The organism is Spongiimicrobium salis (assembly GCF_043678055.1).
GTDB classification, from domain to species: Bacteria; Bacteroidota; Bacteroidia; order Flavobacteriales; family Flavobacteriaceae; genus Spongiimicrobium; species Spongiimicrobium salis.
The window spans coordinates 893,346-908,191 of sequence record NZ_JBHEQA010000001.1; the positions used below are offsets into that span (position 1 = coordinate 893,346).

The 14,846-nt window shown below is 40.4% G+C and carries 15 protein-coding genes; 7 read left to right on the forward strand and 8 right to left on the reverse strand.

The features are described from left to right. The first annotated feature begins 62 nt into the window (after positions 1 to 62). From ACEXOE_RS04035 to ACEXOE_RS04055, 5 genes are all read left to right on the forward strand, one after another. Positions 63 to 1,319 (forward strand): hypothetical protein, encoded by a 1,257-nt coding sequence (locus ACEXOE_RS04035; RefSeq protein WP_394747443.1) that lies wholly within the window; start codon positions 63 to 65, stop codon positions 1,317 to 1,319. An 82-nt stretch (positions 1,320 to 1,401) separates the two neighbouring features. Then, the gene (locus ACEXOE_RS04040) at positions 1,402 to 1,767 is read left to right on the forward strand and encodes a BlaI/MecI/CopY family transcriptional regulator (RefSeq protein WP_394747444.1); all 366 of its coding nucleotides are present in this window, start codon (positions 1,402 to 1,404) and stop codon (positions 1,765 to 1,767) included. A gap of 2 nt (positions 1,768 to 1,769) precedes the next feature. Next, positions 1,770 to 3,290, forward strand: coding sequence for a M56 family metallopeptidase (locus tag ACEXOE_RS04045; RefSeq protein WP_394747445.1), 1,521 nt, complete (start codon positions 1,770 to 1,772; stop codon positions 3,288 to 3,290). A gap of 56 nt (positions 3,291 to 3,346) precedes the next feature. Continuing rightward, the gene (locus ACEXOE_RS04050) at positions 3,347 to 5,869 is read left to right on the forward strand and encodes a M56 family metallopeptidase (RefSeq protein ID WP_394747446.1); all 2,523 of its coding nucleotides are present in this window, start codon (positions 3,347 to 3,349) and stop codon (positions 5,867 to 5,869) included. 113 nt (positions 5,870 to 5,982) lie between these two features. Beyond that, a complete protein-coding gene (locus ACEXOE_RS04055) occupies positions 5,983 to 7,083 on the forward strand; it encodes a DUF4407 domain-containing protein (protein WP_394747447.1) in 1,101 nt (366 codons plus the stop codon). A gap of 190 nt (positions 7,084 to 7,273) precedes the next feature. Here ACEXOE_RS04055 and ACEXOE_RS04060 read toward each other — a convergent pair whose 3' ends face one another. After that, positions 7,274 to 7,576 carry an STAS domain-containing protein gene (locus ACEXOE_RS04060; RefSeq protein WP_394747448.1) on the reverse strand — a complete coding sequence of 101 codons (303 nt, stop codon included), beginning with the start codon at positions 7,574 to 7,576 and terminating at the stop codon, positions 7,274 to 7,276. Between the two features lie 511 nt (positions 7,577 to 8,087). Between ACEXOE_RS04060 and ACEXOE_RS04065 the strand changes: the two genes are divergently transcribed. Further along, entirely contained in the window at positions 8,088 to 9,047 is a 960-nt protein-coding gene (locus ACEXOE_RS04065) for an MBL fold metallo-hydrolase (protein ID WP_394747449.1), read from the forward strand. 51 nt (positions 9,048 to 9,098) lie between these two features. After that, the gene (locus ACEXOE_RS04070; protein ID WP_394747450.1) at positions 9,099 to 9,527 is read left to right on the forward strand and encodes a DUF1801 domain-containing protein; all 429 of its coding nucleotides are present in this window, start codon (positions 9,099 to 9,101) and stop codon (positions 9,525 to 9,527) included. A gap of 58 nt (positions 9,528 to 9,585) precedes the next feature. On the opposite strand, the gene ACEXOE_RS04075 is transcribed toward ACEXOE_RS04070, so the two are convergent. The 7 genes from ACEXOE_RS04075 to ACEXOE_RS04105 form a co-directional block, all read right to left on the reverse strand. Then, entirely contained in the window at positions 9,586 to 10,431 is an 846-nt protein-coding gene (locus tag ACEXOE_RS04075) for a hypothetical protein (protein ID WP_394747451.1), read from the reverse strand. A 17-nt stretch (positions 10,432 to 10,448) separates the two neighbouring features. Then, positions 10,449 to 10,661, reverse strand: coding sequence for a hypothetical protein (locus ACEXOE_RS04080; RefSeq protein WP_394747452.1), 213 nt, complete (start codon positions 10,659 to 10,661; stop codon positions 10,449 to 10,451). A 273-nt stretch (positions 10,662 to 10,934) separates the two neighbouring features. Beyond that, positions 10,935 to 12,056 (reverse strand): 2-iminoacetate synthase ThiH, encoded by a 1,122-nt coding sequence (thiH, locus tag ACEXOE_RS04085; RefSeq protein ID WP_394747453.1) that lies wholly within the window; start codon positions 12,054 to 12,056, stop codon positions 10,935 to 10,937. Next, entirely contained in the window at positions 12,049 to 12,822 is a 774-nt protein-coding gene (locus tag ACEXOE_RS04090) for a thiazole synthase (protein WP_394747454.1), read from the reverse strand. The genes thiH and ACEXOE_RS04090 overlap by 8 nt, the downstream gene beginning before the upstream one ends. Before the next feature lies 1 nt (position 12,823). Continuing rightward, the gene (gene thiE / locus ACEXOE_RS04095; protein WP_394747455.1) at positions 12,824 to 13,471 is read right to left on the reverse strand and encodes a thiamine phosphate synthase; all 648 of its coding nucleotides are present in this window, start codon (positions 13,469 to 13,471) and stop codon (positions 12,824 to 12,826) included. Beyond that, positions 13,471 to 14,271: a hydroxymethylpyrimidine/phosphomethylpyrimidine kinase gene (locus tag ACEXOE_RS04100; RefSeq protein WP_394747456.1), complete on the reverse strand. Its 801-nt coding sequence runs from the start codon at positions 14,269 to 14,271 to the stop codon at positions 13,471 to 13,473. Before ACEXOE_RS04100 ends, thiE begins: the two co-directional genes overlap by 1 nt. Continuing rightward, positions 14,268 to 14,846 carry a thiamine phosphate synthase gene (locus ACEXOE_RS04105; protein WP_394747457.1) on the reverse strand — a complete coding sequence of 193 codons (579 nt, stop codon included), beginning with the start codon at positions 14,844 to 14,846 and terminating at the stop codon, positions 14,268 to 14,270. Before ACEXOE_RS04105 ends, ACEXOE_RS04100 begins: the two co-directional genes overlap by 4 nt.

Here is a 14,846-nt window from a genome sequence, read left to right on the forward strand (position 1 = left end):
CACACGGCCAGTATGTAAATTTATATTCTATGTTTGTAGAGTAACATCTAAAAATGTAGAGCATGTGGGTATCAAAAACGGGACTGACACAAGAATTCAAAGAAAACTGGTCTACCATCAACAAATTATGGTTCAGATACCTCTTCTCCTACTTTTTCTGGTATCTTTTGTTGTTCTTTTTAGCCGGAGCCTTTCTGGAAACACCCTTACGATGGTTGGGAGAAACGGTTTTGGGAATCAACTACGATTATGATACCAATGGCAATGGTAGTGGGGATAATACCTTTGCCTATATTAAACTCTTTGCTACGCTCCTACTTGGCATTATTAGCGGGGCACTTTGGAGCTTGCTTGATCGCCGGTCAAAGAATTATCATCAAATGTTCTATTGGCTGTTGGTTGTTCTTCGTATACTTCTTGTCGGTGCCATGTTATTATATGGATTTGCCAAAGTTTTTCAAGTGCAGTTTCAACCTCCATCATTATCTCGCCTGTTGCAACCGTTAGGGGAATTTTCCCCTATGGGTCTAGCCTGGACCTATATGGGCTACTCCAAAGGTTTTGGCGTATTTGCAGGAATCATGGAAGTGCTGGGGGGACTTCTTTTGATACCTAAACGCACACAGACTTTAGGGGCTCTTATCGTTATGGGCGTAATGTCGCAGGTAGCTATGATGAATCTGATGTTCGATATTCCCGTGAAGTTATTTTCCATTCATCTCGTCTTGATCGCAGCAGTAATTTTTTCTACGGATATCCGGAGGTTTAGCCATGTCTTCATTAAAAATAAAGCAGTAGAAGCGTATCAGTATTATCATCCCATTGCGAATACCACCTATCATAAAATAATTATATGGGTAAAGTCGGTAGGACTAGTCGTTGCTTTGATTGGAGCCAGTATTTTTGCTTTAAATCTAGAAAAACAGCGAAGCAAAAAACCTCCTTTATATGGCATTTGGGAAGTTGATCTATTTGTCAAGAATGGGGACACTCTTCTCCCTTTGCTCAGTACCACAAAGCGATGGAAGCGCCTTGTGGTGGATAAACGTGCCACTTTGGCCCAGACCATGGATGATCAGGTGAAACGATATCGCTTAGATATTGATAGTACACTTACCAAACTGGCTCTTTATGAATCTAATTCGGATCAGAAGGAATACAATTTTAGCAATTCTTCCTCCAATCCAGAACGCCTGGAGCTTCGTGGTATTCTTGAGAAAGACACCTTGCATATTGCCTTAAAACGCAAGGATTTGGACGATTTCCTATTACATTCCCGAGGCTTCCACTGGATCAATGAGACACCCTTAAATCGATAAATTTTGTTTTTTTAACATTCTACACTTGTAGAATATAAATATATGTTCTATGTTTGTAGAGCAAACTCTAATAATGTAGAACATGCAGTTATCAAAAACAGAAGAAGAATTGATGAACCATTTGTGGAAAATGGAAAAAGGTTTTATGAAAGATCTCTTGGAGGCCTATCCCGAGCCCAAACCTGCAACCACCACCATTGCCACGCTATTAAAGCGTATGACCGATAAGGGTTTTGTAGCCTATACCTTATTTGGGAAATCGCGGGAATATTATCCGCTTGTCAAAAAGAAGGATTATTTCTCCAAGCATGTCAACGGACTCATCAAAAACTTCTTTAATGATAGCGCTTCTCAATTTGCATCCTTTTTTACCACAGCTACAGATTTAAGCAAAAAGGAATTGGAAGAGCTAAAGGCCTTGATCGATGACGAACTTAAAAAGAAATAAGCATGTGGATCTATCTTTTAAAATTTAGTGCATGCCTGCTGGTCTTTCTGATTTGCTATACCCTATTTCTGGAGCGGGAAAAAATGCATGTCTTTAAACGTTTCTATTTATTGAGTGCCATTTTCTTATCGGCCCTTGCACCTTTGGTGGTGTTTACGAACTATGTGGAAGTGCCCCTACAAGCTGCCTCCACATCATTGATCGATGTGGCACCCAGAGGAAATTCTGAGGTCATGATGTCCGAAAGCACGGGAATAACAACAGTAAAGTCCTCTAATTATGGTCTTGTGCTCTTAGGTGTGGTCTATAGTATTGGCTTTCTCCTCTTTGGATACAAATTCCTCCGAAACCTATACCACCTATTGTTTAAAATCCGGAACAATCCAAAATACAAAAACAAACACACTACACATGTGTTATTGCCAAATGAGACCGGAGCACATACCTTCTTTAATTATCTGTTTTTTCCGGAAAAAGCCTATCACAAAGGGAATATTCCCCAGGAGGTATTTTGGCATGAGGAAACCCATGCTCGGCAAAAACACAGTATTGATATCCTGTTTATGGAACTGTTACAGGTGGTATTTTGGTTTCATCCGCTAATCTATCTCTTTAGAAATGCTATTCGATTAAATCATGAATTCTTGGCCGATCAAGCAGTACTCCAAAAGGGTATGGAACCGGCTTCCTACCAAGCTACCTTATTGGCTTTTTCAACCAATACCCATCAGATGCACTTTGCCAGTGCCCTTAATTATTCATTCATCAAAAAAAGATTTCAACTCATGAAAAAACACACCTCAACACGTACGATCCTTACACGAGCCTTATTCCTTATTCCGGTTTTGGGCCTTACACTCTATGGTTTTACGTCCAACAAAACAATTGTTAGGGAAGTGCCCATGGAAAATGCCGTAGCTGCTGTGCTCTCTCCGGTACAACAAACGACAAAAACTGTAGTCAATGGAGCCACAACAGCCGAATTGGCCACCTACGAACGACTTGTAGCCAAGTATAGTGCAAAACCCTATCCGCAGGTGCCTTTTATTACAAAACTAAAGGAAATGTCTACCGTGGCCCAGATATTTTCCAAAATGACCAAAGCACAGATAAACAAGGCTACTCCTTACCCTCAAAGTCCGCCATCCTTAAGCATTATCATTGATAATGACGGCAACTATATGGTAGATGACGAACCGAAGACCATAACTGAAATTGAAGCCATCATCAATCAATTTTCAAAGCGCGAACTCTCTAACACCTATGTATTTATGAGCAATAAGGATTATAAAAGATACCGCATGAAAAAAGGACAGATACGGGCTTTGGACGACACCTATATTACTATTGCTTCCGAAAACACCAAACATAAGTATGGGGACTTGGCTCCAAAACTTCCTAAACTCAAAGCAACATATAAAATAGTAACTCCTGCTCTAGAAGATCCTATTGTAAAGGATTATGCGATAAACTTAGCCAAACTCTTAGAGAAAAAAGGGGTAGGGCATGTAGCTTTCAAATAGCAGTAAACGAATAAAGAATATCTAAATTCCAATTTAGATCTAAAAAAGAATAGATTATGTGGATATACTTGTTAAAATCAAGTGCTTGTCTTTTTGTACTTCTCCTGTGCTATACCCTCTTTTTGGAGCAGGAACAAATGCATAAGTTCAAACGATTTTACCTCTTAGGGACTATTGTGGCCTCTGCTCTTATTCCTTTAGTGGTGTTTACTACCTATGTAGAGGTAACCCCTCTACCCCTGGAAATGGTAATTGTGGAGGAACATAACACCCTGTCTGTAGCTACTAATGCCATAAGCACCACCAGTTTTATAGACTATGTCCCTGCAATTTTATGGAGTATTTATGTTTTTGGCGTATTCTTATTTGGCTTTAAATTCTTTAGGAACCTTATCCGTATTTGGTTCCGGATACGCAAGAATCCGAAATTTAAAAACAATAGGGTAACCCATGTGTTATTGCAAAAACTCATCAGTCCACATACCTTTTTCAACTATCTTTTTTTGAACAAGGAAAAATACGACCACCAAGAAATTCCAGAAGAGGTATTTTGGCATGAAGAGGTCCATGCCCGTCAAAAGCACAGTTTCGATGTATTGCTGATCGAGTTTGTGCAGGTCCTCCTTTGGTTTAATCCCTTAGTGTATTTGCTGAAGAATGCCATTAAACTCAACCATGAATTTCTTGCCGATCAGGCGGTACTCCGCAAAGGGATAGATCCTGCAGCTTATCAAAGAACCTTATTGGATTTTTCAGCCAATCCGAAGAGCATTGCATTGGCCAATGCTATAAATTATTCATCAATCAAAAAACGATTTCAACTCATGAAAACAAACACTTCAAAAAAATCGGCACTGTGGAGGACATTGATCATCCTCCCGGTAGTTGCCGTACTGCTGTACAGCTTTAGCGAAAAAGTAGTACTCGAAAAAGAAGCTACCCCTAACACCGAAGCCACTTCAGGTCTTCCATGGTCCTTACAAAAAGGCACGAATAAAGGGGCTTCTGAAGCCATGATGCAAGAATACCGCGATTTCATGGCTGGCTTGGACCCCAGAAAAATGGTAGTCAATTACGCAGCGTACAAACGAATTGTCGCGATTTATAGCACGATGACGGACGCACAAAAGGCAAGCGTAAAAAAGTATCCCGAAAATCCCATAGGCAGTCTTAAGGAGGTGAAACGCAAAAAACCCTCCAAAACACAATTGGAAACCTGGAAAGACAAAAGCAAATATGCCCTTTGGATCGATGGAAAAGTGGTGGACAATAGCGTTCTAAACGATTATCGTGCCAGCGATTTTTCCTATTTCACCAGCAGTTTTGTCTATAAAAATGCGCGTAGTAAAAACTTCCCGCAAGCCTATCAAAATCATTTATATACCGAAAGGGGCTTCGACAAAACCTACTTGCAATCCGATAGTGATGAATATAAAGGGCTTTTGAAGAAATACAAGGCTTTATCCTCGGAAAAGACCTTGGAACGTGACATTTTACATGCGCAAATGAAACTATTGTACAAGACTTTTTCCCAACAAGAGAAAGAACGCTATTCGATTCCAACGCTTCCCGAGGCTCCAAGAGTAATCGTTCCACAAGATAAACGGCCTACACCAAAGCAAATGGCGACCTATGAGGCTTGGGCAAAAAAAATGCATGCCACTCCTTTAGGTGACCGTATCATCAAAAAGAAAGATTGGGACAGGATGAATGCCATTTATAGCGCCATGAGTCCAGAGCAGCAACAAAAAGTACAGGCCATGCCTCAGGCTCCTCCTCCACCCCCAAAACCTGTACTCGTTGAAGTTATTGAAATCCAGGACAAATTGGGGGAATACAAGAAAAAATTGGAAGTCTATGAACGTATTCGTAATGAGAAGACCCACTATATCCATAAATCCAGAGCGGAGCAGCGTAAATTGGAAAAACTCCACTCCGAATTGGGGAGCTTATATTTTAGATTGGCCAGAACGGATAAAAGAAAGACCAGGCGTCCTACCATACCAAGACATCCTTATGTGCTTTTGATCAAGGACGGAGAAAAAACCTATAAAAAAAGAAGCGAATTGACCGAAGCCGATAAAGCATTGCTTCCGCCTCCTCCACCTCCACCACCGGTTGCTCCCAAACCCCCAAAAAAGAAAACGATCCAAATTGAAGAAGTCCGGGAAGCAAAAGAGGTGGAAGTGGAAGAGATAGAAGTAGAAGAGGTACAAGCAGAGGCGGTAGAAATTGAGGAGATTGTAGAGGAAATTGAAGTGAGAGAAGTGGCTCCTGAAGCCGAGGAAGAAGAGGAAATCATGGAAGAAATTGAAGTAAAAGAAGTTCATTTCGATGGAGAAGAAATAGAAGTGGAAGAAATACGGGAGACTAAAAATACTGCTACATTTCGCCTACCTTCAAGCTTACTAAAATACAGTAAAGAATTGGCCGCCAAAAATGCCCAATTTTATTATCAAGACAAGAAAATTAGTCAAGAAGAAGGTCTTAAAATCATTCGTAGTGATAAGGACATTGTAGTAGAAACCTATCCCTACACTTCAAAGCAACCAGAAGTCAAGATTTACAAGAAATCCTGATAAAAAGTTCATTGCTGTGATAAATATTTCTTAAAGCCTCATTTTTTGAGGCTTTTTTGTAACAAATTACCTCAAACCGCGTTCTAATAGTCTATCAATCAAATCAGAACACTATGTTACAGCGCTTTTTCATTCTCTGCTCCGGAGCCGATTCCAACATTTTAGCCACTTGCTCCAATGGGGAGCAGAATAAATATGCCGGAATAGGTGCTACAGTGTTCTTTACGGCAGTCATGGCTTTCATTGCCAGCGCCTATGCTTTATATACGGTTTTTGACAATGTATATACTGCCATCTTTTTTGGGCTCATATGGGGACTTCTTATTTTTAATCTAGATCGTTTTATTGTATCTACCATAAAAAAGCAAGACAGTTTCTGGAAAGAACTGCTACAGGCCACACCACGAATCATCTTGGCCGTGATCATTGCTATTGTAATTTCCAAGCCTTTGGAAATGAAAATTTTTGAAAAGGAGATCAATCAGGTTTTGTTGGAACAAAAGAATGAGATGACCTTGGCCAATAAACAACAATTGGCACAGCAATATACGCCTTCGGTAGAAGCTTTAAATGAAGATATCCTTGCCTTAAAACGAGAAATTACCCAAAAAGAAGCGACAACCGATGCCCTATATGACATTTATATTTCCGAAGCTGAAGGAACGGCCGGCACCAAACTCCTAGGAAAAGGCCCAGTCTATGCCGAAAAAAGGGAAAAGCATGATGCCGCCCTCGCAGAATTACAGCAACTGAAAGAAAAAAACAATACTAAAATAGGGGCCATTGAAGATCAGATTGCGGCTTTAAACACGGAATATGCCAGCGTGGTCAAAGATTCCCAGCCTATTATAGATGGTTTTGATGGGTTAATGGCACGTATCAATGCTTTGGAAGAATTGCCATGGTTACCTTCCTTTTTCATTTTCCTTTTGTTTTTGGCCATCGAAACTTCTCCTATTATTGCCAAATTACTAGCCCCCAAAGGGGCATATGATTTAAAATTGGAGGAAGAAGAAAGCGTACTCAAGACCTGGGTAACACAGAAGGTAGCACAGCGAAAACATGTCATGGCAACCGACGCCTCCCTTAATGAAAAAATATATGGGGAGATTGCCGAAGAAGAGGAAGTCTATGCTTATAAGAAGAAAAAGGCCGAAGAATTGCTAAAACTCCAGGCAGACAGCTTTCATGATGTACAGGTGAAAGGATTATAACCTTTTTGTTTAAAAAAGAAAAAATGGCCCTTCATAGGCCATTTTAAATAGGAATTATGCACGTCCGATAGTCCAATGAGGTCACATGCTTATTTCCTCAATTTCAATTCAAGCAATCTTTTTATGTTTAAGCCCTATACGGGCTAAATGGTAGATTTCGAATAAATTCAATCGGATATTTCTAATTTAGCTATACCCGATCATTACAGAAAATATAACTGGTATTGGTTTCTGTCATTTTATGGAAAATCTTCTTGTTCTGTCTTCCTACTATAGAAATTACTTTATTGGCAAAAGCTGCACTTTTGTATAATCCTTCCAACATAAAAGCACCACTTTTATCAATATGATTGAGACGCTCAACATTCAGTACAATCTGCTCGTCTTGGTGAATCACAGATTCAAAATAGTTTTTTAAGGATTGCATATTTTGCGAAGTAATTGCGCCAAATATTTTAAATGCTCCGTTCTCTTTTTTAATTTCGATAGCCATTGTTACTAATTTTAAATTAAGGTTAAAGTGTTATCATAACGTAAATTCATTATTATATTGTAAGAATATTCCTATTTTTCGATGAAATACACTTTTTTAGACTATTCGCTCTATACCTTATTCATAACATAAGAAAAGGGGAACCGCTAACCACAACGTTCCCCTTTTCTATCTAACCAAAACACATAATTACAGTGATTTTCCAGATTTATACTTAACCTCAAAACATTCTGGAAAATACTTTTTCAACAAATGATACTTTCTTTCATCCTGCTGATAGTGTAAATTTCCATTAAAAAACCCATTTCCACCCTTGATTTTAGGTGAGTAGCAGTTTCCTATAGACCGGTACCCCTTATGTTTTGATAAATCTCATCCACTTTAAAAAGTCTTCTTCCTTATTCCCCCAAAATTATACCTACATTTATCGGGAATCTACTAGAAAAAGAGCTGTCATATTTTTAATTTACCACTGTTTTCTGTATGGATTTCAACCCTATATTTCTCCGATATGATGAAACACTTCCTTGGTCTAAGTTTTCTAATTCTCGTGACAGCTTGCGGTGGCAAGTATACAGCGGAAGAAAGTTCCCAACCTCATAAGACAACTACTTCATTGATGATTCTAGGCACTATTCAAGATGCGGGTTCCCCCCATATTGCCTGTAAAAGGGAATGTTGTAAAGTCTTATTTGATATCCCAGACCTACAAAGACAAGTGGTTTCCTTGGGGGTATATGATGAAGAAACTCAAAAAAAATACCTCTTTGAAGCAACTCCGGATATTGCACGTCAATTAAAAGCGCTAAAACAATTTGGAAAAAAGAAAGATGCAGAGTTGCCCGATGGTATCTTTTTGACCCATGCCCACATTGGGCACTATACCGGCTTAATGTATTTAGGGAAAGAAGCTACCAATGCCGATAATACTCCGGTATATGCGATGCCTAAAATGCAGCAATTTTTAGTCCAGAATGGCCCTTGGAGTCAACTGGTGCATACGAACAACATAGCGCTCCTACCCCTAGAAAATGAGCAATCGATTCCCCTTTCAAAGACGCTGAGTGTTACACCTCTTGTAGTGCCGCACCGCGATGAATATTCTGAAACCGTGGGCTATCGTATCAAAGGTCCCAATAAAACTGCTCTATTTATTCCGGATATTGACAAATGGGAAAAATGGGACAAAGACATCATTCAGCAAATTGCCCAGGTAGATTACGCCTTTGTAGATGCTACTTTCTACAGTGGAAAGGAAATCGGTAATCGCGATATTTCCCAAATACCACATCCTTTTATCATTGAAAGCATGGAAAAGTTCAAAGGATTAACGGCTGCCGAGAAACAAAAAATAGTTTTTATCCATTTTAACCACACCAATCCTATTCTAGACCCTAGCAGTCGGGAAGCCAAAAAAGTAATACAAAATGGATTTCGTATTGCCCAAATACACGATATTTATGAATTGTAGCGAAGGCCTAGATGGTCTAATGTGGACACAAATGCCTATTTAAATGTATCTATGAAAGATTTGATTTTAAAAACCGACCCTAGGGTAGATGCCATCTTTGATGCCTATCCAGAGGACGTACGCCAAAAGATGCAGGATCTCAGAGCCTTTATCGTCAACACGGCCAAAGAGCACCAAGACATTGGGCAGTTAGAAGAAACCTTAAAATGGGGGGAGCCCAGTTTTTTGACCAAAAACGGAAGTACCATCCGCATGGATTGGAAAGCCAAAAAACCGCATCAGTATGCCTTGTATTTTCAATGTACCAGTAAGTTAGTCCCTACTTTTAGAATGATCTATAAAGACACTTTATCTTTTGAAGGAAATAGAGCAATTACATTTCAGCTTTCCGACACCTTACCCTTAACAGCATTGAAAGCCTGTCTCAGGGCGGCATTGACCTATCACAAGGTAAAACACCTGCCCTCTTTGGGGATATAAAAAACCAGAAACTCCGGGGGAAAAGCTTCTGGTTCAATCCAAGCAATATAAAGTAGGTTCATATATTTTGATTCTGAGCAAAGTATAGCAATTGCGCCACTACCAGCGTTACCATGACAATCAGTTGCATATGCACTACCATAACAATGCTGCTGTGAAAAAGCACGATCAACACGGTCTGTGAAATCCCTAAGCTTATGGTCAAAAAAGCAGGTAGGTATCGTTTCTGATATAAAAAGTAATAGGTAAACATTTTAGCGATGATAAAAAGTGTGACCACCAACATATATTTTCCCAATAGGCCAGCATTCATGGCGTAGCCGTCTCCGTACATGATATACGACAAGGTATGGGGAAAAAAATAAGAGGCAGTTGTAAAAGCCAATGCAAACAACAGCACCGCCCGTACGTAACGCAAGAGTATTGTCTTTGGTCGAATTCCGTTTTCAACTTTCCGGAAAATCCTTGGTAAAAACACTAAAATACAAGTCCATGCAATGATATGGAGAAACTTCCCTACAAAGGCCATACTACCATATAAATGAGCGCTGGAAAATTCAAAATACATATCCATTAGGAAAATATTATTGGAATCCATAAGCATCTGAATGAGCTCAAATAATAACATCATAGCAATAAAACGGAAGAGTCGCTTTGATTTTTGGAACTGGAAAAAATTAGAAAAATACCTTTTAGTGAAGGGTAAAATCAGCGCTCTCTTTCCTAAGAAAATCAGCGCCACCAGTCCAAAAAACAATAAACCAAAAATATAGTACCCGTTTAAGAAATCGTTTACCCCCAATAACTCGTTATAGAGGTAATCCCCACCGAACAAAAGGAGCAGACTGCCCAAAAAGAGCATCAAGGGGAATTTTTTTCTGCTATGCATCATAAGTGCTTTCATCGCTTTTGTTTTTTATTTTAAGACTTTTTCAATAAAGAGATTACCTTAGCTTTATGGTATGTTTTTTTATTTTCCTTGGTTTGGGTCTCAATTTTTTTCAAGCTCCATAACAATTGCTCACTTTGGTCAATAAGCTGACGCAATTGATCCTTTATGGCAATTAAATTTTGAGTATCCAAAGTCTCTATAATGTCGTCCACTGTTCTTTCTGTTTGAAATAGCTTCTCCATAATCTTGGATTTAGAGGTTTTACTTTCTCAAAGATGGTGTATTCCCAAGACTAAAAAAGAGCAGTAGGGGCGAATGGAAATTTACTGTCGACGAATGGTAAAAAGCATGGGATTATGCAAAAATAGAAATGTATGGAGATCGCCGGGCAAGGTAGCGTCTGATTACTTGCTGTAGTGAAGCAACAGGACTCCTCATCGCAAATAGCTCCTATCCCTTAGGGAAGTTAAGTAGGGTGAGCTGTTGGGAACAGAGGATACGGATTAATTTCTTGATTATAATTTTTCCGAATAGCTTTTGGACCAATCCTTCCAAACCACCTCATAACCCTGGGATTGAATCATTTCTTTGATTTCGGCCGTGGAACGTTCGTCAGAAATTTCAAACTGCTCCAAAGATTCCGGGGCAACGCTATATCCTCCAGGATTGGTTTTGGACTCTGCACTAATGGAGGTAATTCCCAAGTGGATACAATGATTTCTAAACGTTTCACTTTCGCGTGTAGACATGGAAAGTTCCACATCCTCATCCAACAGTCGGTAAGCACAAATCAATTGCACCAAGTCCGCATCGGTCATGGCTACTTTGGGTTCCACATTCCCTTCATGGGGGCGTAGGCGGGGAAATGAAATAGAATATTTGGTTTTCCAATAGGTTTTTTGCAAGTATTGAAGGTGTAAGGCGGTATAAAAACTATCTACCCTCCAGTCTTCCAAACCAAATAGGGCTCCCAATCCTATTTTATGGATACCTGCCCTCCCCAGGCGATCGGGGGTCTCCAAGCGGTAGTCAAAATTAGACTTCTTCCCTTTAGGGTGGTGTATTTTATAGGTGGCCTTATGATAGGTTTCCTGATAGACCAATACGGCATAGAGCCCTGCTTCAATCAAAATCTCATATTCTTCCTTATTCAAGGGTTGTACCTCTATACTGATATTGGAAAAATGAGGCCGTACCAGATCAATGGCATGTTTGATATAGGATACGCCTACCTTCCTATTCGCCTCTCCGGTCACCAATAAAATGTGATCATAGCCCAAGGCTTTTATATGGGCCACTTCCTCTAAAATCTCCTTATCTGTAAGCGTTCTTCGGCGGATGGCATTGGTCATACTAAAACCGCAATAGGTGCAGATATTTTGACATTCATTGGAGAGGTACATGGGAATATACATTTGGATGGTATTTCCAAAACGCTTTTTGGTTCGTTGATTGCTCCGTTGTGCCATTTCTTCCAAAAAAGGTTGCGCTGCAGGAGCGATCAAGGCTTTAAAATCTTCCAGTCCTATCTTCTCTTTGGACAACACCTTTTGGACATCTTCGGAAGTCACCCCATAGATTTCCTCTTCCAGTTGATCCCAGTCGTATTGCACAAAAGTCTCTCTAAAACTACTCATGTAAAAAAGAGGTTAATGGGCTACTGGCTTCTGCATGATTCTTCATAGGGGCCAATTTGGCATTAAAAGCCATTCTTCCCGCCTGTACGGACATTTTAAAGGCCTTTGCCATCTCTTCGGGCTGTTGGGAAACCGCAATGGCCGTATTCACCAAGACCGCATCTGCTCCCAATTCCATAGCATGGGCCGCATGGGAAGGTGCACCAATACCGGCATCTACAATGACAGGTACATTGCTTTGGGCGATAATGATTTCAAGAAAATCCAAAGTTCTTATCCCTTTGTTACTTCCTATAGGGGCCCCTAGCGGCATTACACATTGTACTCCTACCTCTTCCAAACGTTTGCACAATACGGGATCTGCATGAATATAGGGCATCACCACAAAACCTAATTTCACTAACTCTTCGGCTGCTTTCAAGGTTTCAATGGGATCCGGCAATAAATAGCGTGGATCTGGGTGAATTTCTAATTTCACCCAATTGGTTTTTAAGGCTTCCCGCGCCAGTTGTGCCGCAAATACGGCTTCCTTTGCCGTTCGTACTCCAGAAGTGTTCGGCAGTAGGTGAAGATGTTGTGCATTGAGATGGGTCAACATATCATCACCTTTATCCTCAATATCCACACGTTTCAGCGCCACTGTTACCAGCTCACTTTCCGAAGCCAATACGGCTTTCCGCATTAGCGCGGCACTACTAAATTTCCCCGTTCCTGTAAAAAGTCGGGAATTAAATGTTTTATCTGCTATGGTCAACGTATCTTTCATACTACTGCTCTAGTTTCCAAACTTGCTCTTGTGTTGCAGGTGCTTTTAATAATTGATTGAACTTCCCTATGCGGTTAAAATCTTCATGTATTTCACTGGAGGCCGCAATGCCATGAATTCCAGTGGTCAATAGCTGGGGTACATCTTCTAAAGTGATTCCCCCTATTGCAATAATGGGGGTTTCCGTTTTTAAAATTTCTAAAATGGTCAAATAGCCTTCCCTTCCTAAAATAGGGCTCAGGTTTTTCTTGGTGTTGGTATAGCGGTAGGGACCCAAACCTATATAATCTACTTCTTTCGCTATTAATTCCTCACAATCCTGAAGGGTGTTTGCCGTGCCCCCAATACATTGCCATTTTTCCATATGTGCCCGGGCCTCTGTGGGACAAGCATCTGTTTTTCCCAAATGTACTCCATCTGCCTTTACCTCCTTTGCAATCTCATAATCATCATTGATAATCAGACGGGTCTGAAAATGTGCGGTCAGTTTTCTTGCCGCTACGGCCGTATCCAAAACAATTTGCCGCTCCGTATGCTTCAAACGCAATTGTACCAATTCGGCTCCGGCAGCACAAGCCTTTTGGATTGCCTCTAAATGTGCTTCAGGGGAATCTCCTTGGGAAATATAATGTAATTTTGGAATGGTCATTACGCTTCTTTCTTATCTGTGCAATATGTTGTTAAGGTTTCTGGTGCTATCGTGGCATGTGTTCCCAAATGTCCTGTATGGGAATTCAAGAAAGCTTCGGTATAAGCTTTGGCGAGAATTCCTGCTTTTTCCATAGCATTTCCCAATGCCAGCTGACTGGCCAAGGCAGCCGATAATACACAACCACTCCCGTGCTTTTCATAAATGGTTGCTGCCTCCGGAGGAATTTCCAAAGTATCGCCTTGATGCATATACAGCACATCCCAACCCCTTTTATCTTTTCGATGCCCTCCTTTATGATACACCGCCGTTCGTTCTTGCATGAATGCTAGGGTATCTTGTACCGATTTTGAAGGGAACAACAGCTGGACCTCCTCATCGTTTGGAGTAATCAGGTCTATTTTTTCCAGGACTTTATCCAGAATTCCCATCTCATCCTTGCTGTGAAAATCAAAGCCCGCACTTGCCTTTAATACAGGGTCTACCACAATCGTAAGCTCCGCATCATAAGCCCGCAACTTTTCAATAATCCTAAGCAGCCTCTTCCAATGGGGAACAATCCCAATTTTGATCACTTTAATCTTAAAACGCTTAAAAAGCATTTCGATCTGATCTAAAACCAATTGCTCTTCTATCCACTCACAAGATTTAAACTCAATGTCGTTCTGTACCGTTATTGCAGTACACACAGCTAATCCGTACAACCCATGGGCCTGAAAGGTTTGCACATCGGCCATGATCCCTGCTCCTCCTGAAGGATCAAAACCTGCAATGGATAGTATGTAATGGTGTTCCTTCACTCAAAAAAACCTTGCATCTGTTTAAAATCGGCAATCGGTGTGGCGCTCTTCCAGATTCCTCCCAAAACACCAACACCTTGAAAGCCCAATGCCTTAAATTTTGGAATATTATCTGCAGTCACCCCACCCATACCTATAATTTTTTTAGCACTATGATTCACATCAAAGCCCTTACCTTCATAGCCTTGTTTGGAAATGGAAGCAAATACGGGACTCAATAAATGATAGTCGAATGGAAAAGTACAACCCTCCAATTCCTCGGGCTCATGGAAAGACGAGCTTACCGTTATGCCTTCAAAATCACTTAGATATTCGGCTATCTGGGGCGTATCCCTCCTTTTCTGTTCTTGAAAGTGAATGCCCTTTAAATCAAATTCCTGAAGCAATTCATGATGATAGTGTACCATAATACGATCATGGTATTGCGTATCGATCTGATGGAGATACGCACAATGCGCTTCATAATCCTTATCTGGCTTTCTAAAGTGATAGTGCGTCAGCCCTGCCTCAAAAAGTTGGTGCAAGGTATGTATTTCATCTTGGATATCCGTTTCAGGGGCAATGAGTACAATCAT